General features: G+C 62.5%; 26 protein-coding genes and 1 pseudogene. 20 read left to right on the top strand and 7 right to left on the bottom strand.

Features of this window, described 5'->3' with window-relative positions; translation table 11 throughout:
- Window positions 1-26 precede the first annotated feature (26 nt).
- A complete protein-coding gene (locus ACFFNA_RS02280) occupies window positions 27-338 on the top strand; it encodes a DUF2853 family protein (protein ID WP_095087099.1) in 312 nt (103 codons plus the stop codon).
- A 325-nt stretch (window positions 339-663) separates the two neighbouring features.
- Window positions 664-1,458 (top strand): thymidylate synthase, encoded by a 795-nt coding sequence (locus tag ACFFNA_RS02275; RefSeq protein ID WP_378915266.1) that lies wholly within the window; start codon window positions 664-666, stop codon window positions 1,456-1,458.
- Between the two features lie 35 nt (window positions 1,459-1,493).
- Here ACFFNA_RS02275 and ACFFNA_RS02270 read toward each other — a convergent pair whose 3' ends face one another.
- Window positions 1,494-1,703, bottom strand: coding sequence for a TOBE domain-containing protein (locus ACFFNA_RS02270; protein ID WP_111547261.1), 210 nt, complete (start codon window positions 1,701-1,703; stop codon window positions 1,494-1,496).
- Window positions 1,704-1,852: 149 nt separating this feature from the next.
- On the opposite strand from ACFFNA_RS02270, the gene modA reads away from it, so the two are divergent.
- The 5 genes from modA (at window position 1,853) to ACFFNA_RS02245 (ending at window position 5,815) form a co-directional block, all read left to right on the top strand.
- The gene (modA, locus tag ACFFNA_RS02265; protein ID WP_378915264.1) at window positions 1,853-2,647 is read left to right on the top strand and encodes a molybdate ABC transporter substrate-binding protein; all 795 of its coding nucleotides are present in this window, start codon (window positions 1,853-1,855) and stop codon (window positions 2,645-2,647) included.
- A 16-nt stretch (window positions 2,648-2,663) separates the two neighbouring features.
- Window positions 2,664-3,368 carry a molybdate ABC transporter permease subunit gene (gene modB / locus ACFFNA_RS02260; RefSeq protein ID WP_378915262.1) on the top strand — a complete coding sequence of 235 codons (705 nt, stop codon included), beginning with the start codon at window positions 2,664-2,666 and terminating at the stop codon, window positions 3,366-3,368.
- Window positions 3,365-4,477: a molybdenum ABC transporter ATP-binding protein gene (modC, locus tag ACFFNA_RS02255; protein WP_378915260.1), complete on the top strand. Its 1,113-nt coding sequence runs from the start codon at window positions 3,365-3,367 to the stop codon at window positions 4,475-4,477. Before modB ends, modC begins: the two co-directional genes overlap by 4 nt.
- Before the next feature lie 80 nt (window positions 4,478-4,557).
- Window positions 4,558-4,899: a winged helix-turn-helix domain-containing protein gene (locus ACFFNA_RS02250; RefSeq protein ID WP_111547265.1), complete on the top strand. Its 342-nt coding sequence runs from the start codon at window positions 4,558-4,560 to the stop codon at window positions 4,897-4,899.
- A 160-nt stretch (window positions 4,900-5,059) separates the two neighbouring features.
- Window positions 5,060-5,815: a methyltransferase domain-containing protein gene (locus ACFFNA_RS02245; RefSeq protein ID WP_378915258.1), complete on the top strand. Its 756-nt coding sequence runs from the start codon at window positions 5,060-5,062 to the stop codon at window positions 5,813-5,815.
- A 43-nt stretch (window positions 5,816-5,858) separates the two neighbouring features.
- Here ACFFNA_RS02245 and cobF read toward each other — a convergent pair whose 3' ends face one another.
- Window positions 5,859-6,638: a precorrin-6A synthase (deacetylating) gene (gene cobF, locus ACFFNA_RS02240; RefSeq protein ID WP_378915256.1), complete on the bottom strand. Its 780-nt coding sequence runs from the start codon at window positions 6,636-6,638 to the stop codon at window positions 5,859-5,861.
- Window positions 6,639-6,770: 132 nt separating this feature from the next.
- Here cobF and ACFFNA_RS02235 point away from each other — a divergent pair, with 132 nt between their 5' ends.
- The 6 genes from ACFFNA_RS02235 to ACFFNA_RS02210 all read left to right on the top strand — a co-directional run bounded on the left by ACFFNA_RS02235 (window position 6,771) and on the right by ACFFNA_RS02210 (window position 12,443).
- Window positions 6,771-7,787 (top strand): DUF4424 domain-containing protein, encoded by a 1,017-nt coding sequence (locus ACFFNA_RS02235; RefSeq protein ID WP_378915254.1) that lies wholly within the window; start codon window positions 6,771-6,773, stop codon window positions 7,785-7,787.
- On the top strand, window positions 7,787-8,305 hold the full coding sequence (locus tag ACFFNA_RS02230; RefSeq protein WP_111547620.1) for a dihydrofolate reductase: 519 nt from the start codon (window positions 7,787-7,789) through the stop codon (window positions 8,303-8,305). Before ACFFNA_RS02235 ends, ACFFNA_RS02230 begins: the two co-directional genes overlap by 1 nt.
- 150 nt (window positions 8,306-8,455) lie before the next feature.
- Window positions 8,456-9,571 carry an FtsH protease activity modulator HflK gene (gene hflK, locus ACFFNA_RS02225; protein WP_378915252.1) on the top strand — a complete coding sequence of 372 codons (1,116 nt, stop codon included), beginning with the start codon at window positions 8,456-8,458 and terminating at the stop codon, window positions 9,569-9,571.
- Window positions 9,571-10,539 carry a protease modulator HflC gene (hflC, locus tag ACFFNA_RS02220; RefSeq protein WP_111547618.1) on the top strand — a complete coding sequence of 323 codons (969 nt, stop codon included), beginning with the start codon at window positions 9,571-9,573 and terminating at the stop codon, window positions 10,537-10,539. The genes hflK and hflC overlap by 1 nt, the downstream gene beginning before the upstream one ends.
- Before the next feature lie 6 nt (window positions 10,540-10,545).
- A complete protein-coding gene (locus ACFFNA_RS02215; protein ID WP_378915250.1) occupies window positions 10,546-10,734 on the top strand; it encodes a DUF2065 domain-containing protein in 189 nt (62 codons plus the stop codon).
- A gap of 191 nt (window positions 10,735-10,925) precedes the next feature.
- Window positions 10,926-12,443, top strand: coding sequence for a DegQ family serine endoprotease (locus ACFFNA_RS02210; RefSeq protein ID WP_378915248.1), 1,518 nt, complete (start codon window positions 10,926-10,928; stop codon window positions 12,441-12,443).
- A gap of 46 nt (window positions 12,444-12,489) precedes the next feature.
- On the opposite strand, the gene ACFFNA_RS02205 is transcribed toward ACFFNA_RS02210, so the two are convergent.
- Together ACFFNA_RS02205 and serB are read right to left on the bottom strand one after the other, a co-directional pair.
- Window positions 12,490-13,062 carry a GNAT family N-acetyltransferase gene (locus ACFFNA_RS02205; protein ID WP_111547617.1) on the bottom strand — a complete coding sequence of 191 codons (573 nt, stop codon included), beginning with the start codon at window positions 13,060-13,062 and terminating at the stop codon, window positions 12,490-12,492.
- Window positions 13,059-13,946, bottom strand: a complete 888-nt coding sequence (gene serB / locus ACFFNA_RS02200) for a phosphoserine phosphatase SerB (protein WP_378915245.1) — start codon at window positions 13,944-13,946, stop codon at window positions 13,059-13,061. The genes ACFFNA_RS02205 and serB overlap by 4 nt, the downstream gene beginning before the upstream one ends.
- Here serB and miaA point away from each other — a divergent pair.
- Both miaA and ACFFNA_RS02190 read left to right on the top strand, forming a co-directional pair.
- Entirely contained in the window at window positions 13,936-14,904 is a 969-nt protein-coding gene (gene miaA / locus ACFFNA_RS02195) for a tRNA (adenosine(37)-N6)-dimethylallyltransferase MiaA (protein ID WP_378915244.1), read from the top strand. The genes serB and miaA overlap by 11 nt on opposite strands.
- 129 nt (window positions 14,905-15,033) lie before the next feature.
- Window positions 15,034-15,825 carry a GGDEF domain-containing protein gene (locus ACFFNA_RS02190; protein ID WP_378915242.1) on the top strand — a complete coding sequence of 264 codons (792 nt, stop codon included), beginning with the start codon at window positions 15,034-15,036 and terminating at the stop codon, window positions 15,823-15,825.
- Window positions 15,826-15,953: 128 nt separating this feature from the next.
- Here ACFFNA_RS02190 and ACFFNA_RS02185 read toward each other — a convergent pair whose 3' ends face one another.
- Window positions 15,954-17,789 (bottom strand): ATP-binding protein, encoded by a 1,836-nt coding sequence (locus ACFFNA_RS02185; RefSeq protein WP_378915240.1) that lies wholly within the window; start codon window positions 17,787-17,789, stop codon window positions 15,954-15,956.
- Window positions 17,790-17,943: 154 nt separating this feature from the next.
- Between ACFFNA_RS02185 and ACFFNA_RS02180 the strand changes: the two genes are divergently transcribed.
- From ACFFNA_RS02180 to ACFFNA_RS02170, 3 genes and pseudogenes are all read left to right on the top strand, one after another.
- The gene (locus ACFFNA_RS02180; RefSeq protein WP_111547614.1) at window positions 17,944-18,507 is read left to right on the top strand and encodes an XRE family transcriptional regulator; all 564 of its coding nucleotides are present in this window, start codon (window positions 17,944-17,946) and stop codon (window positions 18,505-18,507) included.
- 4 nt (window positions 18,508-18,511) lie between these two features.
- Complete coding sequence (locus tag ACFFNA_RS02175) at window positions 18,512-18,820, top strand: hypothetical protein (protein ID WP_111547613.1); 309 nt, start codon at window positions 18,512-18,514, stop codon at window positions 18,818-18,820.
- Between the two features lie 52 nt (window positions 18,821-18,872).
- Window positions 18,873-19,396 (top strand): annotated as a pseudogene (locus ACFFNA_RS02170) (GNAT family N-acetyltransferase).
- A 4-nt stretch (window positions 19,397-19,400) separates the two neighbouring features.
- Here the strand turns inward: ACFFNA_RS02170 and ACFFNA_RS02165 are convergent.
- The gene (locus tag ACFFNA_RS02165) at window positions 19,401-20,285 is read right to left on the bottom strand and encodes a LysR substrate-binding domain-containing protein (RefSeq protein WP_378915238.1); all 885 of its coding nucleotides are present in this window, start codon (window positions 20,283-20,285) and stop codon (window positions 19,401-19,403) included.
- 120 nt (window positions 20,286-20,405) lie between these two features.
- On the opposite strand from ACFFNA_RS02165, the gene tmpA reads away from it, so the two are divergent.
- Complete coding sequence (tmpA, locus tag ACFFNA_RS02160; protein ID WP_378915236.1) at window positions 20,406-21,557, top strand: 2-trimethylaminoethylphosphonate dioxygenase; 1,152 nt, start codon at window positions 20,406-20,408, stop codon at window positions 21,555-21,557.
- A complete protein-coding gene (tmpB, locus tag ACFFNA_RS02155) occupies window positions 21,554-22,138 on the top strand; it encodes a (R)-1-hydroxy-2-trimethylaminoethylphosphonate oxygenase (RefSeq protein ID WP_378915234.1) in 585 nt (194 codons plus the stop codon). Before tmpA ends, tmpB begins: the two co-directional genes overlap by 4 nt.
- Before the next feature lie 262 nt (window positions 22,139-22,400).
- On the opposite strand, the gene ACFFNA_RS02150 is transcribed toward tmpB, so the two are convergent.
- Window positions 22,401-24,203 (bottom strand): NAD(P)/FAD-dependent oxidoreductase, encoded by a 1,803-nt coding sequence (locus ACFFNA_RS02150; RefSeq protein ID WP_378915232.1) that lies wholly within the window; start codon window positions 24,201-24,203, stop codon window positions 22,401-22,403.
- Window positions 24,204-24,434: the final 231 nt, after the last annotated feature.

The raw sequence follows: 24,434 nt of genomic DNA, 5'->3' as shown, positions 1-24,434 counted from the left end.
CCGTGGCGCCGACGAGGGGAATTTTGATGGCCGACTATCTTGCAGACGTGAAGAAATACGACGCCGCGGCAAGCGCCGACGTGGTCGACAAGATCGTGAAGCACCTGGGCATTGCGCTCAGGAACCGCGATTCCTCGCTGGTGTCCTGCACCGACCCGAAGGAACTCGACCGCGTCAAGGCGGGCTGGGTGTCGAAGAAGCTTGGCATATCAGACGACAAGAAGGCTGACGCGTCGATCGAAAAGGTCTGCAAGGCGATGGCCGCTGACAACACCAAGAACCGGGTGACTTTCTATTACCTGGTTGCCAAGGATCTGGGCAAGCTCGGCTCCCTCTGAGACCTCTGATAGTTCTACTCTAGCGGCCGACTAGCGCGGTTTTTCTGCGCTTACTACAGCGCCGCGCGCCCTTTCGGACGCGCAAAGTACGCTGTAGCACTTCTTGATTTTGCGCATGATCCTTTCCGAAAATCGATTTTTCGGGGTCATGCGCGGTGCTCACGTACTTTAAGTACGCTCCGCTCCGGTTCTCGAAAACCACGCTATTCGACTCGCCAGAGCGAATTCTGAAAAGGTCTCTTCGCCGGGGAAGATTTCAGACAAGCGTGGCGTCAGCGCGCACATGCGCTATGATTGGTGAAATCTCGATTCGAGCCGGAAACCGATGCGCCAATATCTCGACCTCTTGCAGCATGTACTGGACAATGGTGACGATCGCGGCGACCGCACCGGCACCGGCACGCGCTCCGTGTTCGGCTACCAGATGCGTTTCGATCTGGCGCGCGGCTTTCCCGTCACCACCACCAAGAAGCTGCATCTCAAGTCGATCATCCATGAACTCCTGTGGTTCCTGGCCGGCGACACCAACATCAAGTACCTCACCGACCATGGCGTTTCGATCTGGGACGAATGGGCCGACGAGAATGGTGATCTCGGCCCGGTCTACGGCAAGCAGTGGCGCTCGTGGCCGGATGGCCATGGCGGTTCCATCGACCAGATAGCGAATCTTTTGAAGGAGATACGCCGCAATCCTCAATCGCGGCGGTTGATCGTTTCGGCCTGGAATCCGGCTGAGGTGGAAGCCATGGCATTGCCGCCATGCCATTGCCTGTTCCAGTTCTACGTTTCGGAAGGGCGGCTTTCCTGCCAGCTCTACCAGCGCTCAGCCGATATCTTCCTCGGCGTGCCGTTCAACATCGCTTCCTATGCTCTGCTGACGCTGATGGTGGCGCAGGTGACCGGGCTGAAGCCAGGTGACTTCGTCCACACGCTCGGTGACGCGCATCTTTACTCGAACCATTTCGAACAGGCGCGCGAACAGTTGCGGCGCACGCCGAGGGCGCTGCCGACGATGTGGATCAATCCCGAGGTGAAGGACCTCTTCGCCTTCCGCTTCGAGGATTTCCGGCTGGAAAACTACGTCGCCGATGCATCGATCAAGGCGCCCATCGCGGTCTGAGCCAGCGCTTTACCCAACCTCGACATTGGCACCGATCAGTCGATGCCGACCATCACGTCCGAAGCCTTGACCACGGCATAGGCCTGCTTGCCCTTTTCGAGCTTGAGATCGGCGACGGCCTCGTTGGTGATCGAGGCTGTGACGACAGCGCCGCCACCGATGTCGATCCTGACATGCGAGGTGGTGGCTCCCTTGACGATCTCGGTGATCGTTCCCTTGAGGATGTTGCGGGCGCTGATCTTCATCGGAGTTCCTTTCCAAGGTTTCTTTGCCCGTCTTACCAGAACAATCGATGTCGCACAGGGGTACCGGGCCTTCCCTTGTTATATTCATGCGGATATATCGGTCGACAGGCTTCGAGCCGATCGGATTTCAAACCCAGGGAGAGTTTTCCATGACGCGCAAAGGTTTCGGATTGAGGGCGATCGCCATTGGCGGTTTTGCGGCGACGGTGATGGCGGCAGTGCCGGCCGCGCATGCGGAAGACAAGGTGGTGGTGTTTGCCGCGGCCAGCCTCAAGGACGCGCTCGATGCGGTGAACAAGGCATGCGAGGCCGATGTCGGCGAAGCCGCGACCGTCTCTTACGCCGCAAGCTCGGCGCTGGCCAAGCAGATCGAGGGCGGCGCACCTGCCGACGTCTTCATTTCGGCCGACCTCGACTGGATGAAGTATCTCTCCGACAAGAAGCTGACCAAGCCAGATACCGAAGTGAAGCTGCTCGGCAACGAGATCGTGCTGGTGGCGCCGAAGGACTCGACAGTTGAAACCAAGATCGAGAAGGGTTTTGACCTTGCCAAGCTGATTGGCGACGGCAAGCTGGCCATGGGCGACTTCAAGGCTGTGCCGGCCGGCAAATACGGCAAGGCCGCGCTTGAATCGCTTGGCGTCTGGTCGTCGGTCGAAGGCAAGGTGGCGCAGGCCGAGAATGTGCGCGCGGCGCTGAAGCTGGTTTCGACCGGCGAAGCCCCGCTCGGCATTGTCTACGCCACCGACGCGCATGCCGAAAAGGGCGTCAAGGTGGTCGGCACCTTCCCGGAGGATTCGCATCCGCCGATCATCTATCCGGTTGCCCAGACCGCCGATTCGAAGGACAAGGATACGTCGGCTTTCCTGAAATGCCTGCAGTCGGCCAAGGCCGGTGCGCTGTTCAAGGAGCAGGGTTTTACTGTCCTGACGCCGAGCAATTGAGGTACGAAACCAACGCATGAACTGGCTGCTGGACCTCACTCCCGACGAATGGAATGCGGTCCGGCTGTCCATTAAGGTTGCGACGGTGGCGATGCTCGCCAGCCTGCCGCCAGGCATATTGATCGCGCTGCTGCTTGCCCGAGGACAATTCTGGGGCAAGACGTTGCTCAATGGCCTGGTGCATCTGCCACTGATCCTGCCGCCGGTGGTGACGGGCTATCTGCTGCTGCTGACCTTTGGCAAGCGTGGCCCGGCCGGCGCCTTCCTGGCCGAGCATTTCGGCATTGTCTTCTCGTTTCGCTGGACGGGGGCGGCGCTGGCTTGCGGCGTCATGGGCTTTCCCCTGATGGTGCGGGCGATCCGGCTGTCGATCGAGGCGGTGGATCGCAAGATGGAAGCGGCGGCGGGAACGCTCGGCGCAAATCCCTATTGGGTGTTCGCTACCATCACGCTGCCGCTGATCCTGCCCGGGCTGATCGCCGGCGCCATCCTGTCCTTCGCCAAGGCGATGGGCGAGTTCGGCGCGACCATCACCTTCGTGTCCAACATCCCCAACGAGACGCAGACGCTGCCGTCGGCGATCTACACCTTCACGCAAGTGCCGGGCGGTGATGAAGGCGCGCTCAGGCTGACGCTGATCTCCATTGTCATCTCGATGGCCGCACTGGTCGCGTCGGAGGTGCTGGCACGGCGTGTCGGCCGGCGGATGGACATTGAATGACCGTCCTCGTCGACATCAGCCATCGCCTCGGCGATTTCAGCCTCGACGTGCGCTTCGAGAGCGCCGGGCGGCTGACGGCCTTGTTCGGACCCTCCGGGTCCGGCAAGACGACGCTGATCAATATGATCGCCGGGCTGATCCAGCCCGGCAAAGGGCGTATCGAGGTCGATGGCCGGGTGCTGGTCAACACGGGCGCTGGCATTTTCGTGCCGAAGCACAAGCGCCGCATCGGCATGGTGTTCCAGGATGCGCGCCTGTTTCCGCATATGAGCGTGGCCAGCAATTTGCGCTATGGCCGCTGGTTCACGCCTGCAACGGAGCGCTACGCCGAGATGGATGCCGTTGTCGAATTGCTCGGCATTGGCCCGCTGCTGGACAGGCGACCGGCAAAGCTCTCGGGCGGCGAGAAGCAGCGCGTGGCGATCGGCCGGGCGTTGCTGGCCAGCCCCAGATTGCTGCTCATGGACGAACCGCTGGCCTCGCTCGACGAGGCGCGCAAGGCCGAGATCCTGCCCTATATCGAGCGGCTGCGCGACGAGACGAAAATCCCGATCGTCTATGTCAGCCATTCGGTTGCCGAGGTGGCGCGGCTGGCCAGCGACGTGGTGACGCTGGCGCAAGGCAATGTCATCGCCAGCGGCCCGACCGAAGCGGTGATGCAAAGGCTCGACCTGTTGCCGGCGGAGGAGCGCGGCGAGGGCGGCGCCGTGCTGGACACGAAGGTGCTGCGGCATGACGAGATTTTTGGCATGACCGTGCTCGGCTCGGCCGCCGGAGAGATCCGGGTGCCGCGGTTGGCGATGAAGACAGGAGCGCGTGTGCGCATCCGCATCCGCGCCCGCGACGTGATGATCGCAACGGAGAAACCGACAGGCCTCAGCGCGCTCAACATTCTGCCGGGCACGATCGTCGCCATCAGCCCGGGCGAGGGCGCCACAGTTGAGGTCGGCATCGACTGCAACGGCGCAACCGTGCTTGCCCGTATCACCGAGCAGTCGCGGCAGGGGCTGAAGCTTCAGCTCGGCGGGAAGGTTTTCGCGGTGGTCAAGACGGTGAGCTTCGACCGGGCAAACACCGGCGCCGGCCTGCCCGTCGAAGCGGATGGTTGACCATCGCTATGTTTTTTTGGAATAGCGGTATCGCTGAAGAGCTTCTAGTATGGGATCGGACGTGACCGCGGAGGAGAAAAATGCCGTCGCTGAGCTTGCGGATAAATCTCGACCCCGACGGCCGCATCGGACCGGGCAAAGTCGAGCTTCTGGAGCAGATCGCCGCCTTCGGCTCGATCTCTGCCGCCGCGCGTGGCATGGAAATGTCCTACAAGCACGCCTGGGACCTGGTCGAGGACATGAACCGGGTGTTCGGCAAGCCACTGGTGGCGGCACAGACCGGTGGTCGCAAAGGCGGCGGCGCGCAACTGACGTCGGTGGGCCTTGCGGTGGTCAGCCGCTTCCGCGCCATCGAGCGTGCGGCTTCTGCCGCGGCAGCGACGCATATGGAGGCGTTACAGGCTGAAATCGACGCCGGGTAGGAGCGTCCATCCTGGCGCAGGTCACCACGCGAACCAGATGCCGCCAGGGCACCGTCCACACCGTCAGCGCAATCCCCAGGTCGCGATTGATTCCCATGACCGACCATGATTGGTAGCCGGTCTCACAATTTCACTCATGCGACCAGTAAAGGAACTTGAGATGGACGCCGCTCCGCCAGAGTTCAACCGAAACGATCTCGCTTCCCTTGTTGGTCACAAATCAACCCTTGAGGTGGGGCCTTTCACGAATCCAACCCTGCGCGGTCCACATGTAAAATATTTCGAAGTCATGGACAAAAAGGGACTGATCAAGCGGGCGGATGCGATCGGCTATGTTTACTCCAGCCCCGTCGATATCCACTATGTCTCCGGCACTGGCGACTTGAGCATCGTAGACGAGACGTTTGATTGTTGCCTGAGCAGTCACTGTATCGAGCATCAACCAGACCTGATCCGCCATCTGAACCAGGTCGCGAGGATTCTTGTGCCGACGGGCAGATACCTCCTGATTATCCCGGACAAGCGCTACTGCTTCGACCATTTCATCCCAGAGAGTTCAATTGCAGATTTCATCAACGCTCGGGGCAACAGGGTTCACAGCGCAAAGAGCGTCATCGAACACATAGCTCTAACCACGCATAATGACCCGGTTCGCCATTGGATCGGCGATCACGGGGTACCAAAATTTCGGCATGACCTGACGACTGTTTCCTCGGCTATGGGTGCGTATGACAATTCCGGCGGGGCCTACATCGATGTGCACGCGTGGCAATTTACACCCCAAAGTTTCCGCTCGGGAATAGAGGCACTTTCCAATCTTGGTCTCATTGGGCTGGACGTGGAGCAAGTCTATTCCACGCCGCACAACACCTTTGAATTCTGCGCAATCTTGAAGCGACGGACTTCTGCAGGCTGAGACTTTGGTGCGGATCGAGATTCGGCGCAGCGATTCTTAGAATTCACCGATCATCCTCAGGCTCGCCAGGCTTGCGCAGCAGATACGTATCCATGATCCAGCCCTTATGCCGGCGGGCTTCCTCGCGGACCCTCTCGATCTCCGGGCCGATATCACCGATCCGGCCCGAGAGAATAATCTCGTCCGGCGTGCCGAGATAAGCGCCCCAATGGATAACGACATCCTTGTCGGCAAGCGTGTTGAAGGCGCATTTCCCGTCCAGCATGACGACGGTGCTGCCGGCATTGTTGGCCAAGCCCTCCTGGGTGAGGCGGCGGCCGGTGGTGATCAGGACGGAATCGCCGATGCGGTTCAACGCCATGGCATGGCTGGCGGCAAGCGCCTGGATAGCGGTGATGCCTGGAATGACCTCCAGTTCGAACGCGACATTGCCTCTCAGGCGCACGCGCTCGAGGATGCGCAGCGCACTGTCGTAGAGCGAGGGATCGCCCCAGATCAGAAAGGCGCCGCAGCCATTTTGCGCAATCTCGTCGCGGATCAGGGCTTCGTAGATGGCGGCGATGGCCTCGTGCCAGTCGTCGACCGTCGAGCGGTAGGAGGGCGCCGGCTCGGCGCGCACCGGCACGTCGAATTCGACGCGGCGCGACTTCGGGTTGGTGACAAAGCGGTCGCAGATCTGGCGGCGCAAGTCGGCAAGGTCGTTCTTCTTCGCGCCCTTGTCGGGGATGAACAGCACGTCGGCGCGGTTGAGGCCGTTTATGGCCTGAACGGTCATATGGTCGGGATTGCCGGCGCCGATGCCGATGACGAGAAGCTTGCGCATGAAACGATCTCCTGCCCGATCGGAACCTGTTAGTCCAGACCGCTTGGGCGCGCCCGCGGATGCGGAAGGGCTTTGAAACGCCACATTGAAACGGCTAGGGTCACGTGGGCATTCTAGCCGAGGGGGGCTTCCATGATGCGATATGTTCTGACCGCCGTGCTGGCCCTGTCGGCCGCGCCTGCATTCGCCAATGATTCGGTTGCCGAGCTCGGCACTGGCGGCCTGATCCTGTCGCGCAGCGATGCCGTGTCGATGCAAAGCGAGGACCTCTTCATCTCGCCGGAAAAGGTGACGGTCGACTACGTCTTCCACAACAACATCGACAAGGACGTCGACGCGATCGTCGCCTTCCCGATGCCCGATATTTCTGGCGATCCCGAAGAAATGCCGGCGATCCCGGAAGATCAGAGCGACAATTTTCTCGGCTTCGAGGTGACCATCGACGGTGTCGCCGCCAAGCCGCAGCTCGAGCAGAGGGTGTTCGCGCTCGGCATCGACATCGGTGCCGACCTCAAGGCGCAGAATGTGCCGTTCAACCCGTTCGGCGACGCGGCAAAGGCCGCATTGGCAAAGCTGCCGCAAGCGGTGGCCGATGACTGGGTCAACCGCGGCATCATCATCGAGGACACGATTGACGACAGCGGCGGCGCGAAACCCAACTATGCGCCGTTCTGGCAGTTGCGCTCGACCTATTGGTGGCGCTCGACCTTTCCGGCCAACAAGGACGTTCATGTCTCGCACCGCTACAAGCCAAGCGTCGGCGGCACGTCTTCGGTCAGCTTTTTCTTTGACGGCAAGTTCCAGGGCCAATACGCCACCTACAAGACCCGCTACTGCATGGACGACACGTTCGAGAACGCGGTGCGCAAGGCGGCGAAGGACGATCCCGACGGCTACCCGAGGTACAACGAAAGCCGCATCGCCTATATCCTGACCACCGGCGGTAATTGGGCGGCGGGCACCATCGGCAAGTTCAAGCTGACGGTCGACAAGGGCAATCCGAAAGCCCTGGTCTCGTTCTGCGGCGACAATGTCAAAAAGGTCGGACCGACGACTTTCGAGATGACGGCGGACGATTTCTATCCCGAGCACGACATCGATATCCTGTTGCTCGAACCGTTAGACAGCAATGGTGGGGCCGCTAACTGATGCACGTCGCAATCTATGTCGCTATTGCCGAGAACGGCGTGATCGGACGGGATGGCGGGCTGCCCTGGCGGCTGTCCACCGATCTCAAGCGCTTCAAGGCCGACACGATGGGCAAGCCGATCATCATGGGCCGCAAGACCTATGAAGGCATTGGCCGGCCGCTGCCGGGCAGGCTGAACATCGTGGTCACCCGCGACAAGGCCTGGCGCGCCGAGGGCGTCGAGGTCGCGCATTCGCTCGAAGCCGCGATTCAGCTGGCGACGGTGCGCGGGCGCTGCATGGCCGGTGTGGACGAGGTCTGCGTCATCGGCGGCGGCGAAATCTACGCCCAGGCGCTGCCGCTGGCCGACCGGCTGCACGTCACCCATGTGCTGGCAACGGTCGACGGCGATGCGCATTTCCTGCCGATCGATCCCAATTCCTGGCGTATGGTCAGCTCACAGGAGGTTCCAGCCGGGGAAAAGGATAGCCACGCGACGCGCTATTCGGTTTACGAGCGCCGCCGCGACGTGCATTGAAAGACGACAAAGGGTCGCGACCGGACCAAATCGGACGAAGTCGGCAACGCATCGCGTTGAAAGCGCCTCGCGGCGTCCCTATAGAAGTAACACACTGGATTTCGCGCCGTAATACCGGCGCTTGAGGGAATTCCAAGCGAAAGGACATTCATGCCCTGGAACGACAAGAGCGGCGGTGGCGGCGGCCCATGGGGCGGCGGCGGCAACAATCAGGGACCCTGGGGGCAGGGGCCAAAGGGACCGAGCGGCCCGCAGGGCTCGCCTCCCGATCTTGAAGACATCATTCGCCGCGGCCAGGACAGGCTGCGGCGCGCACTGCCGGGTGGCGGTGGCGCAAGCCCGGCTGTTTTCGCGCTGATCGCGGCAGCACTCGTGGTGCTGTGGGCGTTCCAGGCGGTTTACACCGTGCAGCCCGACGAGGTTGCGGTTGAACTGCGCTTCGGCAAGCCGAAGGCCGAACTGTCGCAGCCCGGCCTGCATTTCCATTGGTGGCCGCTCGAAACCGTCGAGACCGCCAAGATTTCCGAACAGCTCGTCGACATTGGCGGCGGCAATACCAGCGGCAACGGCCTGATGCTTTCGGGCGACCAGAACATCGTCAACGTCCAGTTCTCGGTGGCCTATCAGGTCTCCGACCCCCGGGCCTATCTGTTCGACGTCTCCGATCCTGACGGCATGCTGCGACAGGTTGCCGAAAGCGCCATGCGTGAAGCCGTCGGCCGCCGGCCGGCGCAGGACATCTTCCGCGATGACCGCCAGGGCATCGCTGCCTCGGTTCGCGAAATCATCCAGACGACGCTGGACGGCTACAAGGCCGGCCTCAACGTCAACGCCGTTTCGATCGAGGATGCAGCACCGCCACGCGAGGTGGCCGATGCGTTCGACGAGGTGCAGCGCGCCGAGCAGGACGAGGACAAGTTCGTCGAGCAGGCCAACCAGTACTCCAACCAGAAGCTCGGCCAGGCACGCGGCGAGGCCGCACAGGTCCGCGAAGACGCGGCCGCCTACAAGAACCGGGTCGTGCAGGAAGCCGAAGGTGAGGCGCAGCGCTTCATCTCGGTCTATGACGAATATGCCAAGGCGCCGGATGTGACACGCAAGCGCCTCTATCTGGAAACCATGGAGAGGGTTCTGAAAGATTCGAACAAGGTGATCGTCGAGCAGGGCAACGGGCAAGGGGTCGTCCCCTATCTGCCGCTGCCGGCATTGCAGCCGAAAGCGGCGGCGCCGGCCGCCCCTGCTGCGGTTATGGGAGGTAACCAGTGATGGCCAACCGTCTTCCCATCATCGTCGTCGCAGCGGCCGTCATCCTGTTCCTGCTCTATTCGTCGGTCTTCGTGGTCAATGCGCGCCAGCAAGCTCTTGTGCTCAGGTTCGGCGAGATCGTCGACGTCAAGAGCGAGCCCGGCATCTACTTCAAGGCGCCGTTCTCGTTCTTCGACGCCGATACGGTGCAACTGATCGAGAACCGGGTGCTGCGCTTCGACCTCGACAACATCCGCGTCCAGGTGTCGGGCGGCAAGTTCTACGAGGTCGATGCCTTCATCGCCTATCGCATCTCGGATCCGCGCGTCTTCCGTGCCGCCGTGTCCGGCCAGATCGAACTGGCCGAAGCGCGGCTCAGGACGCGTCTCGACGCTGCCTTGCGCCGTGTCTACGGTCTGCGCGATTTCGAGGCCGCACTCTCCGAACAGCGCGCCGTGATGATGCGCGAAGTCCGCGATCAGCTCCGGCCCGACGCTACGTCGCTCGGCCTGCAGATCGAGGATGTCCGCATCCGCCGCACGGACCTCACGGCCGAGGTCTCGCAGCAGACCTTCGACCGCATGAAGGCGGAACGCCTGGCAGAGGCTGCCCGGCTGAGGGCACGCGGCAACGAAGCGGCACAGCGCATCACGGCTCGCGCCGATCGTGAAGTGGTCGAGATTGTCGCGGAAGCGCAGAAAGAGTCGGAAATCCTGCGAGGCGAGGGCGAAGCCCAGCGCAGTGCCACCTTCGCGGAAGCGTATCAGCGCGATCCGGCCTTCTTCGACTTCTACCGGTCGATGAACGCTTACGGTACGGCGCTGGACAACTCCGGGACGACCATGGTGCTGTCGCCGAACTCGGAGTTCTTCCGCTTCTTCCGCGACCCCGACGGCAAGGAGGGGCCGGCTAAGCCGGTTTCGCCTGCGCCAACCGCTCCGGCGACGGCACCTGCCGCGCCGGCGGCACAGCCCAGCACCGGCCAGTAGCGGTCTGTGCAGGATTTTATCGCCGCCATGGGCCTCGTCCTTGTGATAGAAGGTCTGGTCTATGGCGGCTTTCCCGGCCTTGCCAGGAAGTTGGCCACTGAAGTGCTGTCGCTGCCCGAGAATGCGTTGCGGATCGCGGGGCTGGCGGCGATTGCCATCGGTGTCGGCATCGTCTGGCTGGTGCGAAGCGGGTGAGGGCGGCGAGCTTCGGTTTTCGGGATACGAGGTTCGATCTCTGGGATACGAGGTTCGATCCTCGGGATAACGGATGATTTATCCTCTGCCGATAGTCATAGCCGCAAACGTGCCGTATTTTTTGCCAACATGGCGCGACGCGGCGTTTTCGTCGAAGCGCTTTTCTTTCAGGAATACCGGGAGGCTTCTCGATGACATCCAATTTCCTTTTGCGCGCGGCACGGCGGACGTTCATCGCCGGCGCGGCAGCACTTCTTGTCAGCGCCGCCGCTGTCCCATCCTTCATGACGCCGACATTTGCCGCCGACGGGCCTGCTTCGGTCGCCGATCTGGCGGAAGGCCTGCTTGGCGCGGTGGTCAACATCTCGACCTCGCAGACGGTGAAGGGTACCGAAGGTCCAGGCGCGGTGCCGATGCCGCAGTTGCCCGAGGGTTCGCCCTTCCAGGATTTCTTCGACGATTTCTTCAAGAACCGTGGCGGCGACAAGGATAATGGCGGGCAGAAAGTGCAGTCGCTGGGTTCCGGCTTCGTCATCGACGCGGAGCAAGGCATCGTCGTCACCAACAACCACGTGATCGCCGATGCCGACGACATCGAGGTCAATTTCTCCGACGGCATTACCTTGAAGGCGACGCTGGTCGGCACCGACACCAAGACCGATGTCGCGGTGCTGAAGGTCGACCCGAAGGGCCACAAGCTGACGGCGGTGAAGTTCGGCGATTCCACCAAGATGCGCGTCGGCGACTGGGTGATGGCGATCGGCAATCCGTTCGGCCTCGGCGGCACGGTGACGGTCGGCATCGTTTCGGCCCGCAACCGCGACATCAATTCCGGTCCCTATGACGACTTCATCCAGACCGACGCCGCGATCAACCGCGGCAATTCCGGCGGCCCGCTGTTCAACAGCGCCGGCGAGGTCATCGGCATCAACACCGCGATCATTTCGCCGTCAGGCGGTTCGATCGGCATCGGCTTCTCCATTCCCTCGCAGCTCGCCTCCGGCGTCGTCGACCAGTTGCGCCAGTTCGGCGAGACGCGGCGCGGCTGGCTCGGCGTGCGCATCCAGCCGGTGACCGATGACATTGCCGAGAGCCTCGGCATGGCCACAGCCAAGGGCGCGCTGGTCGCCGGCGTCATCAAGGGCGGACCTGTCGACAACGGCACCATCCAGGCCGGCGACGTCATCATCAAATTCGACGGCAAGGACATCCATGAAATGCGCGACCTGCCGCGCGTGGTCGCCGAAAGCCCGGTCGGCAAGGCGGTCGATGTGCTGATCGTGCGCAAGGGCGTCGAGCAGACCGTGAAGGTGACGCTCGGCCGGCTCGAGGATGGCGAAAAGCTCGCCAGCGGCGAGGATGGCAGCAACACCGACCAGGACAAGGGTGACAAGGCTCCGGCCGTCTCGACGGCTTCGGTGCTCGGCATGACCGTCGGTGAACTGAACGACGAGACGCGCAAGAAGTTCAGCATTGCCGCCGACGTCTCCGGTGTCGTCATCACCGATGTCACCAAGGACTCGGCTGCCGCCGAGCGCGGCATCCAGCCCGGCGAGGTGATCACCGAGATCGCGCAGGAATCGGTCGCCACGCCCAAGGACGTCATGGACCGGATCGGCGCCTTGAAGGAGCAGGGGCGCAAGAACGCGCTGCTGATGCTGGCGTCGAAGACCGGAGAACTCAGGTTCGTGACGATCCGGATGGACTGAGGTCCGGAAAGCCTGGCAATCGATTGATCTTCAATGAAAAGGGCGGCTAGCGAGCCGCCCTTTTTCGTGCCTGCCAGTCCTGGCGCGACAGCCTGTAGAGGACATGCCGTTTGAGATGAGGATGGCTGTCAGGGACCTCAGGATGGTCGAAATCGCTGGCCGGGTCCGCGCTCATGCCGAGGCGTTTCATGACGGCGGTGGAGCGATGGTTGTCGTAGACCGCGAAAGACACGATTTCGTCCAGGCCAAGCGTTTCGAAACCGTAGGCCAGCCAGGCCTCGGCCGCCTCGGTGACGTAGCCCTTGCCCCAGAATTCCGGAGCAAGACGCCAGCCGATCTCGATCGTGCCGGCAGATAGGACGTCAATATCTTCTGTTCCGGTTATTCCGACAAAGCCGATGCACTCCCCAGTGGCCGCAATCTCGACCGCGGCAAAGCCATGACCATCCTCATCGACCCAAGCACGGACTTCGTCCATCTTAGCGTCCGCCTGCGCGCGGTCGCGGCGGAAGGGAAAGAATTCCATGACCTGTTCGTCGGAATTGATCCGGTGGAACAGTTCGCGATCGCGATCCTCCCAGTTGCGCAGGATCAGGCGCTCGGTACGCATTGGTTTCATTGCACAAACTCTTCTTGCCTGTAGCCCTGCACATAGAGCAATGCGGTCAGGTCGCCATGGTCGATGCGAACCTTTGCCTGTGCCGCCACGGTCGGCTTGGCATGGAGGGCGACGCCGGTGCCGGCCAGCCGGATCATGTCGAGATCATTGGCGCCGTCGCCGACGGCAATGGCGTCAGTCGGCGTCAGGCCGAGGCGTGTCGAAATCTCGATCAGCGCATCGGCCTTGGCGGCGCGGCCGAGTATCGGTTCGCCGACCAGCCCGGTGAAGCGGCCGTCCTGTTCGAGCAGGCGATTGGCGCGGTTCTCCTGGAAGCCAAGCATGGCAGCAATGCGCGTCGTGAACACCTCGAACCCCCCAGACACCAGCGCCGTCCAGGCGCCATTGGCCCGCATGGTCCGCACCAGCACGCTGCCGCCCGCGGCCAGCGTCAGGCGATTGGCGACGATGCGGTCGACCACGGCGGCGTCGAGGCCCCTCAACAACGCCACCCGCTCGCGCAAGGCCGGTTCAAACGCGATCTCGCCGTTCATCGATCGCGCGGTGATGGCCGCAACATGATCCTTGACGCCGATCTCGTCGGCCAACTCGTCGATGCATTCCTGGTCGATCATGGTCGAATCCATGTCGGCTATGAGGATCTTCTTGCGGCGGGTTTCCGCCTGCTGGACGATCACGTCGACCGGTTCAGTAGCGAGTGCGGTGCGCAAGGCGGCACTCGTCTCGGCGGCGTCAGCCTCCTGCGGCAAGGCAAGATCGCAGGCAATCCCGTCGGCAAGCCAGACAACAGCGCTTGCGCCGACCGACCGTGACGCCATATTCGCAAGCGACAGGGACAATGCGCGATCGGCGGGACGGGAAACAAGCGTGGCGATGAGCGGCATGGAAGATTCCGGCGGACAGGCGGGCGAGGGCCGCGTGAAGAACGCGATCCTGATAGCCGGACCGACCGCCAGCGGCAAGTCGGGGTTGGCGCTCGAACTGGCCGAGCGCAAGGGCGCCGTCATCGTCAACACCGATTCCATGCAGGGCTATTCGGTGCTCGACGTGCTGACCGCCCGGCCGGGGGCGGCCGACCTCGCCCACGCGCCGCATTTTCTCTATGGCCATGTCCACCCGGCCACAGCCTATTCCACCGGTGCCTGGCTGCGCGACGTGATGAAGCTGATCGACGACGGTGCGCTCTCCGGGCGACCTGATGGCACGTCCTTCGAACGGCCTGTTATTTTTGTCGGTGGCACCGGGCTCTACTTTCGTGCGCTTGCCGAGGGCATTTCGGAAATGCCCGACATTCCGCAGCGGGTCCGTGACCGCTGGCGCTATGAGCTGAAGGAGCAGGGCGCCGTCAAGCTGCACAGCCTGCTGCTGCGCGAGGATTCGGCGTCAGCCATGATGCTGAAGCCGACCGACAGCCAGCGCATCGTGCGGGCACTGGAGGTGCTCGACGCATCGGGCCGTTCGATTCGGGAATGGCAGGCGGAGCGCGGCCGGCCGCTCATCGACAGGCAGAGCGCGCGTTTCTTCGTGATCGAACCGGACCGGGCGGCACTGGTCGACCGTATCGAAAAACGCTTCGACCAGATGTTGGACAAGGGAGCGCTGGACGAGGTCAAGCGACTATCGGCGCTAGGCCTCGATCCCGAATTACCGGCGATGAAAGCGATCGGCGTTCGCGAACTGCAGGCCGCGATGGCCGGAGAGATTGGCTTTCCCGAGGCGATCGAGCGCGCCAAGATCGCAACCAGGCAATATGCCAAGCGGCAAACGACCTGGTTCAGGCATCAATTGGGGCCGGAATGGCAAAGATTGCGCCTCGGTGATGATCTGGAAACCACGATCTGATCGCCTGTTTCCATTGCAACCTGCAAAGTTGATATGCAAGGAAAGGTTCCCGTTGTGGTTGTCCAAATTAACCCTCCGTAAGCCCGCCCATGCCATAAGGTCAGTGGGCACTTTTCCATCGGGGAGCAGATGCGTTTCCACAAGGCGGAATCAGCATTTTTCGTCTTTATCTTCGTGATCCTGGCCGCGGGCCTGGTGACGCTACATGCCTATGGGCTACTGCAATCCTTCGCCACCGAGCTGCATACGGCTTCGGGTATGGACAAGGTCATCTATCTCAACAAGCTGCTGTTCGCGACCGGCGTGCTTTTGGCCACGGCGCTGTTCTTCGGCATTTTCTTCATCTATCCGCTGATCCGCAAACAGGCGACGGAGGAAGGCAAACTGCGCGCCATGACGGTTTCGCTCAGCGCCCGCTCGGAGACGCTTGAGCACGCCGCGCTGACCGATGGCCTGACCGGCATGCAGAACCGGCGCTATTTCGACGATGCACTGAAGGAATATCTCGAGGAGTTCCGGCGCATCGAAAAGCCAGTCGGGCTGATGATCCTCGACCTCGACCATTTCAAGCAGGTCAACGACACCCATGGCCATGATGTCGGCGATGAGGTGCTCAAGGCGGTCGCGAGCTGCCTCAAGGACATGACACGCTATCACGACGTGGTGGCGCGATTGGGCGGCGAGGAGTTCGCCGTGGTCACGCCCAACATGGACGCTGAACTGCTGGGCAAGTTTGCCGAGCGCATCCGCAAGGCGATCGCCAACATGTCGGTTCTGTCAGGCAATGTCCGCCTCAAGATCACCACCAGCGTCGGTCTGGCCGTCTGGGACCGCAAGGAAACGGCGGAGGCGTTCTATCGCCGCGCCGACCGCCAGCTCTATGAGGCGAAGAGGCAAGGCCGCAACCGCGTCTGCGCCTAAAATCCCGAAGAAGAATTCATGAGGCCGGTCGCCTGACGCAACTTTCTCGACTTCCGGTGCTCACGGACTAAATGTCCGCTCCGCTCCGGCTTCTCGGTCGGTCGGCGGAACGGCGTAAGGCTGCAAGCTCAATCGTTTTGCGGGCGTAGACCGAAGGACGCGGGCTTGAGGCCGTAGCGCATGTCGAAATCGTCGTCCGATTGCACCCGGGTGGTGGCTGGCGGCTTGCGGTAGTCGGGATCGCCGGCCTGGCGGCCGGAATCGACGACTTCGGCGAAGGCCATCGCCTGCGGTGTCGGTTTCGGCACGTTGCGCAGCCGCTCGACGATCGCCACCAGGTCGATATCGTCGCCTGACTTCGATGACGCGGCCTCTTCGCGCTTGGCTGCGCCGGGGAGCAATTCCGAGGACAGTTTTTCGAACTTCAGCCGCATGGTCGTCGCCACGCCTTCGCCGAAGGCAATGGCTTCGCGCTGACCCATGGACGACAGGAAAGCCAGCGTCGAGGCCGAGGAGTCGGCAATCGCCGAGCGGATGATCGCCTGGTCCTGCTCATTGGCAAGTCGCATGGCGAAGAAGGTCGAGCATTGCGACAGGATGGTCGGGTCGAGCTCGCCCGGTCGCTGGGTGACGACGCCGAGATAGCAGCCATATTTGCGGCCCTCCTTGGCGATGCGCGACAGCGCGTGCCTTGTCGGCGCGAAGCCGAGACGCGGATCGGCCGGCATGTAGCGGTGCGCTTCTTCGCACAAAAGCAGAAGCTGCAGCTTGCCCTCGCTCCACAAAGCGAGGTCGAAGGCCAGGCGCGCCAGCACCGAACAGACGGAATTGACCACTTCGGACGGCATGCCGGCCATCTCGAAGCAGGTCACCGGGCGACCATGATGCGGCACGCGGAAGAGGTTGCCGATCGTCTCGTGGATGGTGTCCTCGATCAGGCGCGAGTTGAACATGAAGCGGTAGCGTGGATCGGCCGCCGCCGATTCGACGCGCGTCTTCAGGGATTTCAGCGTCGGGCGATCGGTCTTGCTCTCGAGCATGCCCATACGCTCGTCGATCTGCTTGATGAGGTCGGCGATGCGGTAAGGCACCGGCGTATCGGCGGTCAGCGCATCGCTGCCGCGCCTGATGTAGCTGCCCGAATTCGGGTTGCGGTAAAGGTTCTTGGCGGCAGGGATTAGGTCGCGCAAGGCGTCGATCTCTTCCGGCACCGTCTCGCGGCCGCGGAACAGCACCTCGGCGAACTCATCCAGCCTGAACATCCAGAACGGAAGGTCGAGCGTCTTGGAATCGACCCTGACGCAATATTCGGGGAGCGACGCGGCGAACTCGTTGTGCGGATCGAGGATCAGGATGCGCAGGTCCGGCCGCGCCGCGATCGACTTGCGCAGCAGCAACGAGACGGCGGTGGATTTGCCGACACCGGTGGTACCGACAATGGCGAAGTGACGCGCCAGCGTATCGTCGATGGCGATGTTGGCGGCGATCGTCTCGTCCTGCGAGAGTGTGCCGATAGTGATCGAATGACGCCCGGCCAGATCATAGACCGCCTGCAGATCGCGGGTGCGGATGCGATGGGCGATGGCGCCGATATGCGGATAGGTGGTGATGCCGCGATCGAAGATCGGCTTGGCGCCCGGCTCTGCTGCGTCGCGGACTTCGCCGATCAGTTCGATGCTGACCTCGATCGGGTTTTGGCCTTCATTACTCCAGGCGCGGTCCGACTTGCCGATCCCGTAAACCAGGCCGACGGTTCGCGTGGATCCGAGATTGATGGAAATCATCTTGCCGACCGTCCACAGGCCGGTCACCGCGCCGTCAACATCGTCCGCATAGGCGCTGATGGTGGCGCGCGCACCATCGCATTGCACGACATTGCCCAGAATGCGCCTGTCGTTCTGCTCTGCGGTGCGGCGCTCCTGCGATGTCGGTTCTCCAACGGAGGCTTCGCGTTCGACATACATGGACAGGCCAATCCCCATTTCCCCTGGAGCATCAACCTACAGGAACGGGGTTAAGGCGGGGTGAGGTCGGATGGTGTAGAGAGGATTAAGCGACCCTTGAAAATTGTCGCGAGACGGCTCTTCTCCATCGCCAGAATTTCGCTATAATGGACGTATGGATGATATAGCGAACGATATTTCCTCGACCATCGGCAGAAGAATCCATGCCGAGAGGATCATGCGGGACTGGTCGCTGGCCGAGCTTGCGGAGCGGTCCGCGGTGTCGAAGGCGATGCTGAGCACGATAGAGCGTGGCAAGACCAGCCCGACGGCGGCGCTTCTGGTGCGCATCGCGGCGGCCTTCGGCATGACGCTGTCGACGCTCATCGCGCGCGCCGAATTGCAAGGCGGCGGGCTGCTGCGCGAAGCCGATCAACCGGTGTGGCGCGATCCCGATACCGGCTATGTCAGGCGGCATCTGTCGCCCGCCTCGGACATGCCGCTGGAACTGATCAGGGTCCAGTTGCCGGCGGACGCCAGGGTCAGTTTTCCCGCCGCGTCCTATGCCTTCATCAAGCAGCAGATATGGCTGATTTCGGGGCGACTCGACTTCGCCGAGGGCGATGTGGTGCACAGGCTCGAACCCGGCGATTGCCTGGCGCTCGGCGCACCGTCGGACTGCACCTTCCATGCCCTTGAGCCCGGTGCCGACTATCTCGTCGCGCTGGTCAGGGGTTGAACTCATGGCCAGACGACCAAAGCGCTCCCACAATGGGGGGCCGCCTCTCGATGAGTACAAGGGGCCGCCGTGGGGCAACGGCGATCCCTACATCTTCCTTGCCTGGCAGGCCGCTCATGCCAAGGCGTGGAAGGCACCAAGCCGCGAGGTCATGCTGCTGCGCATGGACAAGGCCGAGCGGCTGGGCCTGACCTATGAGGAATACACGCTCGAGATTCTGGAGCGCGGGCGGCATCTCAGGGAAGAAGACACCGAACGCATCGGCGCCATCAAGGCGGCACGAAAGCGCCGCCGCGTGCGCCATCTGGACTGACGGCGATGTGCTTGCATCAGCCGTGCCATCACAATCACGGGACATCACGCGCATGAACTCGATCGAGATCGGAACACTGACCCCGGCTGCTGAGACCAGGAGATGCTGGCCGAATTGCTGGTCGCAACGGTAGCGGCCGGTGGATCGGTCAGTTTCATGCATCCGCTGGCACCGGACGCGGCAAGCGCGTTCTGGCAGAAATCGCTGGCAGCGGCGGCAAGAGGGGAAAGGGCGGTGCTTGGAGCCTGGCACGGCGAGGTCCTGGTCGGTACTGTCACCCTGTTGCTCGACTGTCCGCCCAACCAGCCGCACCGGGCCGAGATCGCCAAGCTGATGACCCGCTTCGATTACCGGGGCAGGGGTGTGGGAACGCGCTTGATGCGGATCGCCGAAAGCCTGGCCGTCGAGAAGGGCCGCACGCTGCTGGTTCTCGATACGGCGACGGAGGGTGCTTCAGGCCTCTACGAGAAGCTCGGTTTCACGCTGGCAGGCGAGATACCGGACTATGCCCTGAAGCCGCATGGCGGGCTGACCGGTACGCTCATCTACTGGAAGCGCATCGGGCCAACCTCGTAACCAGTCACGCCGACCCTGAACCGGAGTGGCGCGACAGCAGCCACTGGCGGAAATCCTGCTCGGCGCTGGTCAGGCGCGCGGTCGAGGCCTTGGTCAGGAAATGCCCCGAAGTGCTGGAGAGTTCGAAGGCGGAAAGCCGGACCAGGGTCTTACTGTCGAGCGCCGCATCGACCAAAGGCCGTGAGCCCAGCAGCACGCCGGCGCCGGCGCTCGCCGCCTCCATGGCGGCGACGAAACTGTCGAAGCGATGCGATCGCCTGGGGTGGCCGGCCGATCCTGAGGCCGCGAACCATTCCGCCCACATCTCGCGCGCGCCGGCAACCAGAAGCAGCGGCAGGGAGGTCCAGTCGGCGCCGCTCGCCAGGCCGGGGGCGGCCACCGGCACGAGCCGTTCGGCGGTCAGCCTGTCGGCTTCGCGGCCGGGAAAGGCCCCGTTGCCGAAACGGATGTCGAGCGCCGAGCCCGGCAGGTCGTAGTCGGTCGGTCGGTGGATCGTCACGAGGTCGAGCTGGATGCGCGGCAGCGCCTTTGCCAGATCGGGCAGTGCCGGAACGAGCATCAGCAAGGCAAAGGAGATCGGCGCTCGAATGGTCACGGTCTGGACGGCGCGTGGCTCGAACAGTTCCGCGGTGCTGCTGCCGATGGTGGCGAAAGCCGACTGGATGTGGGGCAGGTAAGCCGCACCTTCCGGCGCCAGCGCGACGCCACGCGCCAGCCTGGAGAATAGACGCGTCTTCAGCCGTTCCTCGAGAAGCCGGATGTGCTGGCTGATCGCCGCCTGGGTCAGGCCAAGCTCGGCTGCCGCGGCGGTGAAATTCGACAGCCGCGCCGCGGCCTCGAAACTGCGCAGCCAGTCAAGCGGAGGCAAGGGCGGGATTGTTCGAGCCATTAGTTTTTTAAGGTCATTGGCCAAAAAAGGATAATTTGAATTATGCCTGTCGCGCGGTCAACATGCAATCGAAACCCGCGGGCCGGGCCGTGGGAACAAAACGAACAGGAACGGATCTCCATGCTTACCCACGCGCTGATTGGCGACGAAGGCAGAACAATCGAACTTGGCTGGAAGGACGGGACGCGCACCCGCTTTCACGCCATGTGGCTGCGCGACAATGCGCTGGACGACAAGACGCGCAGCGCCGGCAATGGCCAGCGGCTCATCACCATCCTCGACATACCCGCCGAGACCAAGATCGGCGCGGCGTCGATCAAGGGCGACGCCCTTGAGGTCAGCTTCGTGCCGGAAGGGAAGACGGTGAGCTTTCCCGCAACTTGGCTGAGCGCCAATGCCTATGATCGCGCTGCGGCCCGCCAAGCTGGCTGGACAGGCGAGGACATTGTTCGGTGGACCAAGGCGACGATGCAGAATTCTTTGCCGCGCGCCGGTTACCCTGCTGCCAGCCGCGATCGCGCGGTGTTGCGGCAATGGCTGTTGGCGGTGAAAGCCTATGGCTTCGCGGTGATGGACGATCTGCCGACCGAATCCGGGGCGCTCTGCAAAGTGTCCGATCTGTTCGGCTATATCAGGGAGACCAATTACGGGCGCTGGTTCGAAGTGCGGGCCGAGGTCAATCCCAGCAATCTCGCCTACACCAATCTCGGCCTCCAGGCGCACACCGACAATCCCTATCGCGATCCGGTGCCGACGCTGCAAATCCTGTCCTGCATCGAAAATACGGTGGAGGGTGGCGAGTCCAGCGTTGTCGACGGGTTTGCCGTCGCGGCCGCCTTGCAAGCTGAGAACCCCGAAGGCTTCCGGCTTTTGAGTTCATGCCCGGCGCGTTTCGAATATGCCGGCTCGTCGGGCGTGCGGCTGCAGGCGAAGCGTCCGATGATCGAGCTCGGGCCCGATGGCGAACTGATCTGCATCCGCTTCAACAACCGCTCGCTGGCGCCGACAGTCGACGTGCCGTTCGCCGACATGGAGGCGTACTATGCCGCCTACCGCCGGTTTGCCGAGCTGATCGAGGATACATCCTTCGAAGTGACCTTCAAGCTCGAAGCCGGGCAGGCGTTCATTGTCGACAACACGCGCGTCATGCATGCGCGCAAGGCGTTTTCCGGCACCGGCAAGCGTTGGCTGCAGGGCTGCTACGCCGACAAGGACGGCCTACTGTCGACGCTCGCGGCGATCGAACACGGTTTCAAGGAGGCGGCGGAATGAGCGGTCAGGACCTGAACACGGATAACATCGTCGAGTTCATCGCCGATATTTTTGAGCGCCGGGGCGCGGAATCCTATCTCGGCGAGCCCGTCACCATGTCGGAGCATATGCTGCAGGGCGCGTGGTTCGCGGAGCAGGACGGCGCGCCGGACGAGCTGGTGGCGGCGGCCCTGCTGCACGACATCGGCCACTACACCAGCGAGTTCGGCACCTATTCGCCCGAGGATGTCGAGGACAAGCATCATGACGAAGCCGGAGGCGAGGTGCTGGCGCCGTTCTTTCCGCCGGTCATCGTCGAATGCGTCAGGCTGCATGTCTCGGCCAAGCGCTATCTCTGCGCCACCGACCCGAGCTATTTCGGCAAGCTTTCGCAGGCCTCGGTGCATACGCTGTCGCTTCAAGGCGGGCCGATGAGCGCCGATGAGGTGGCCGAGTTCCGCAAGAATCCCTTCCACGAGGAGGCGGTCCGGGTCCGCATCTGGGACGAGAGCGGCAAGATCGCCAACATGAAGACACGGACGTTCCGCGATTACGTGCCGCTGCTGCAACGGGTCGTTCGCGACTTTCGCGATCGCGCCTGACTGCGGCGCCTACCGGGAGGCACAGATGTGTTTCTGTTTCGACGGGCAAGGTGCGGTGACCCCACATAAGTCCGACAAATGTTGGGAGCGCGGGCATACAGCAGGCGCTCCTGCAGCGTCGCTGAGCGCCTCTCCCGGCGAGCCACGTCGTCTCGATGCGGCCAGTAAGCCCGAACGGGTCGAAGCTTTGCCCATTCGCAATTGACAACGATATGGGCTGGAGGTGCGGCATCAGCCGCACCTCGCTTGGTGCCCTAATTGACTATCCCTTGTGGTGGACTTTTTGCAGCCCGTAGACTGGCGTCGGCAGTCCCGCCTGTCTGGCCTTCAGTTGCAGCGACAGGAACTGCGAATAGTGGCGTGACTGGTGCAGATTGCCGCCATGGAACCACAGCGCCTCCTGCTGCGTCGGTTTCCACATGTTGCGCAATTCGCCCTCCCATGGACCGGGGTCCTTGGTGGTGTTCGAGCCGAGGCCCCAGCATTTTCCAACCTTGTCGGCGACGTCCCTGGAGATCAGGTCGGCCGCCCAGCCATTCATCGAGCCGTAGCCGGTGGCATAGACGATGACATCGGCGGGTAATTCCGACCCGTCGCTGAGCAGCACCGAATGCTCCTTGATCTCTGTCACGTCGACACCGCTTTTCAGCTTGATCGAGCCATCGATGATCAGGTCGGAAGCGCCGACGTCGATGTAGTAGCCCGAGCCACGCCGCAGATACTTCATGAACAGGCCTGAATCGTCATCGCCCCAGTCGAGCATGAAACCGGCCTTCTCCAGACCCGTGTAGAATTTTGCATCGCGCTTCTTCATCTCGGCGTAAGCCGGGATCTGAAATTCGTGCAGGATCTTGTAGGGCAGGGAGGCAAAGGCAAGATCGGCCTTGGCGGTGGTCATGCCGCTCTGCACCGCCTGCTCCGAATAGAGCGCGCCAAGGCCGATTTCCATCAACGTGTCGGACTTGACGATATGCGTGGTCGACCGCTGAACCATGGTGACATCACCCCCTGCTTCCCAAAGTGCGGCGGCTATGTCGTGGGCGGAATTGTTCGAGCCGACGACAACGGCTTTCTTGCCGGCATAGGCATCGGGGCCGGGATGCTTCGAGGAGTGATGCTGATCGCCCTTGAAGTTTTCCATGCCTTTGAATTTCGGCACATTGGCCTTGCCGGATTGTCCCGTGGCCAGAACCAGATGCTTGGGCTTCAGCGTGATGTCCTTGCCGTCGCGGTGGACGACGACGGTCCATTCCTTCGCTTTGTCGTCATAGGAGGCGCTCCTGGCCTCGGTCGAGGGCCAGTAATTCAGCTCCATCACCTTGGTGTACATTTCCAGCCAGTCGCCGATCTTGTCCTTGGGCGAGAAGACCGGCCAGTTCTTCGGAAAATCGATATAGGGCAGATGGTCGTACCAGACCGGATCATGCAGGCAGAGCGACTTGTAGCGCTTGCGCCAGCTGTCGCCGGCCCGTTCGTTCTTCTCGATGATGATCGTGGGAACGCCGAGCTGCCGCAGCCGCGCGCCGAGCGCGATGCCGCCCTGGCCGCCGCCGATAATGACCGTATAAGGCTGCGTCTTGAAGCCGAGTTCGGCGGCTTCCTTCTCGCGTTCTTCCTTCCATGTCGGGCGGTTCTTGCCCGAGCCATGTTTGGCGCCCATCGGTCGCACGAAACCCGCCGGCTCCTCGTGACCCTTCAGCTCGACCATGGTGGTCAGCAGCGTCCAGATCTTGCCGTCCTTCAGCCTGACATGGCCGAAGCCACGCGCCACCTCTGTCTCAAAACTGATCCAGCCGTCGATCAGCCCGCCGCTCTCGGTCGCGTCCTCACCCTTGGCGATGGCAAAGTGGGAGGGGTTGGTCTTCGACAACTGGCTTTTCAGCATGTCGCGGACCTGGTCGCGACCCTCCATGGTCTTGATGTTCCAGGTGAAGGTGACGAGGTCGCGCCAGTAACAGTCCTCCTGAAAGCAATCGACCGCCTTCTCGATGTCATTGGCGGCCAGGGCGGCGCCGAATTGGTCGAGCAGGTCGGACAGTTTCTTGTTTGGGCCCTTGTCGAGCATCAGCTTTCCTCCCGTGAAATCCAGATCGTCATGGTGGCTCCGCCGGACGTGCCGGCCGGACGATGAAGTATCGGCAGAGATGACGGCCTTCGTCACGCCCCACCATAGTTTCCAGTGGTTTCAATGGTTTGTCCGGGAATTGAGGTCACCAGGCCGGTTTCGGAACGTCCTGACGGAGGGCGTTGGGACAATGCCGCGCCGGTGCTGCGCCGGTCGCGCAAACGTGATGGT

Origin of the sequence: Mesorhizobium kowhaii, from assembly GCF_042431665.1 — a bacterium.
Taxonomy (GTDB): Bacteria; Pseudomonadota; Alphaproteobacteria; order Rhizobiales; family Rhizobiaceae; genus Mesorhizobium; species Mesorhizobium kowhaii.
This window is presented reverse-complemented; position numbering and strand designations above follow the sequence as displayed.

What these genes read in the sequence shown, in the direction of transcription:
- ACFFNA_RS02250 (WP_111547265.1), top strand. Translation starts at nt 4,558, where the DNA reads ATGCCGTCGCTGAGCTTGCGGATAAATCTCGACCCCGACGGCCGCATC.
- ACFFNA_RS02275 (WP_378915266.1), top strand. Translation starts at nt 664, where the DNA reads ATGCGCCAATATCTCGACCTCTTGCAGCATGTACTGGACAATGGTGAC.
- ACFFNA_RS02245 (WP_378915258.1), top strand. Translation starts at nt 5,060, where the DNA reads ATGGACGCCGCTCCGCCAGAGTTCAACCGAAACGATCTCGCTTCCCTT.
- ACFFNA_RS02165 (WP_378915238.1), bottom strand. Translation starts at nt 20,285, where the DNA reads ATGGCTCGAACAATCCCGCCCTTGCCTCCGCTTGACTGGCTGCGCAGT.
- ACFFNA_RS02180 (WP_111547614.1), top strand. Translation starts at nt 17,944, where the DNA reads ATGGATGATATAGCGAACGATATTTCCTCGACCATCGGCAGAAGAATC.
- ACFFNA_RS02210 (WP_378915248.1), top strand. Translation starts at nt 10,926, where the DNA reads ATGACATCCAATTTCCTTTTGCGCGCGGCACGGCGGACGTTCATCGCC.
- modC (WP_378915260.1), top strand. Translation starts at nt 3,365, where the DNA reads ATGACCGTCCTCGTCGACATCAGCCATCGCCTCGGCGATTTCAGCCTC.
- hflK (WP_378915252.1), top strand. Translation starts at nt 8,456, where the DNA reads ATGCCCTGGAACGACAAGAGCGGCGGTGGCGGCGGCCCATGGGGCGGC.
- ACFFNA_RS02270 (WP_111547261.1), bottom strand. Translation starts at nt 1,703, where the DNA reads ATGAAGATCAGCGCCCGCAACATCCTCAAGGGAACGATCACCGAGATC.
- ACFFNA_RS02230 (WP_111547620.1), top strand. Translation starts at nt 7,787, where the DNA reads ATGCACGTCGCAATCTATGTCGCTATTGCCGAGAACGGCGTGATCGGA.
- ACFFNA_RS02150 (WP_378915232.1), bottom strand. Translation starts at nt 24,203, where the DNA reads ATGCTCGACAAGGGCCCAAACAAGAAACTGTCCGACCTGCTCGACCAA.
- ACFFNA_RS02185 (WP_378915240.1), bottom strand. Translation starts at nt 17,789, where the DNA reads ATGTATGTCGAACGCGAAGCCTCCGTTGGAGAACCGACATCGCAGGAG.
- modB (WP_378915262.1), top strand. Translation starts at nt 2,664, where the DNA reads ATGAACTGGCTGCTGGACCTCACTCCCGACGAATGGAATGCGGTCCGG.
- ACFFNA_RS02280 (WP_095087099.1), top strand. Translation starts at nt 27, where the DNA reads ATGGCCGACTATCTTGCAGACGTGAAGAAATACGACGCCGCGGCAAGC.
- ACFFNA_RS02190 (WP_378915242.1), top strand. Translation starts at nt 15,034, where the DNA reads ATGCGTTTCCACAAGGCGGAATCAGCATTTTTCGTCTTTATCTTCGTG.
- cobF (WP_378915256.1), bottom strand. Translation starts at nt 6,638, where the DNA reads ATGCGCAAGCTTCTCGTCATCGGCATCGGCGCCGGCAATCCCGACCAT.
- ACFFNA_RS02235 (WP_378915254.1), top strand. Translation starts at nt 6,771, where the DNA reads ATGATGCGATATGTTCTGACCGCCGTGCTGGCCCTGTCGGCCGCGCCT.
- modA (WP_378915264.1), top strand. Translation starts at nt 1,853, where the DNA reads ATGACGCGCAAAGGTTTCGGATTGAGGGCGATCGCCATTGGCGGTTTT.
- serB (WP_378915245.1), bottom strand. Translation starts at nt 13,946, where the DNA reads ATGCCGCTCATCGCCACGCTTGTTTCCCGTCCCGCCGATCGCGCATTG.
- ACFFNA_RS02175 (WP_111547613.1), top strand. Translation starts at nt 18,512, where the DNA reads ATGGCCAGACGACCAAAGCGCTCCCACAATGGGGGGCCGCCTCTCGAT.
- miaA (WP_378915244.1), top strand. Translation starts at nt 13,936, where the DNA reads ATGAGCGGCATGGAAGATTCCGGCGGACAGGCGGGCGAGGGCCGCGTG.
- hflC (WP_111547618.1), top strand. Translation starts at nt 9,571, where the DNA reads ATGGCCAACCGTCTTCCCATCATCGTCGTCGCAGCGGCCGTCATCCTG.
- ACFFNA_RS02205 (WP_111547617.1), bottom strand. Translation starts at nt 13,062, where the DNA reads ATGAAACCAATGCGTACCGAGCGCCTGATCCTGCGCAACTGGGAGGAT.
- tmpA (WP_378915236.1), top strand. Translation starts at nt 20,406, where the DNA reads ATGCTTACCCACGCGCTGATTGGCGACGAAGGCAGAACAATCGAACTT.
- tmpB (WP_378915234.1), top strand. Translation starts at nt 21,554, where the DNA reads ATGAGCGGTCAGGACCTGAACACGGATAACATCGTCGAGTTCATCGCC.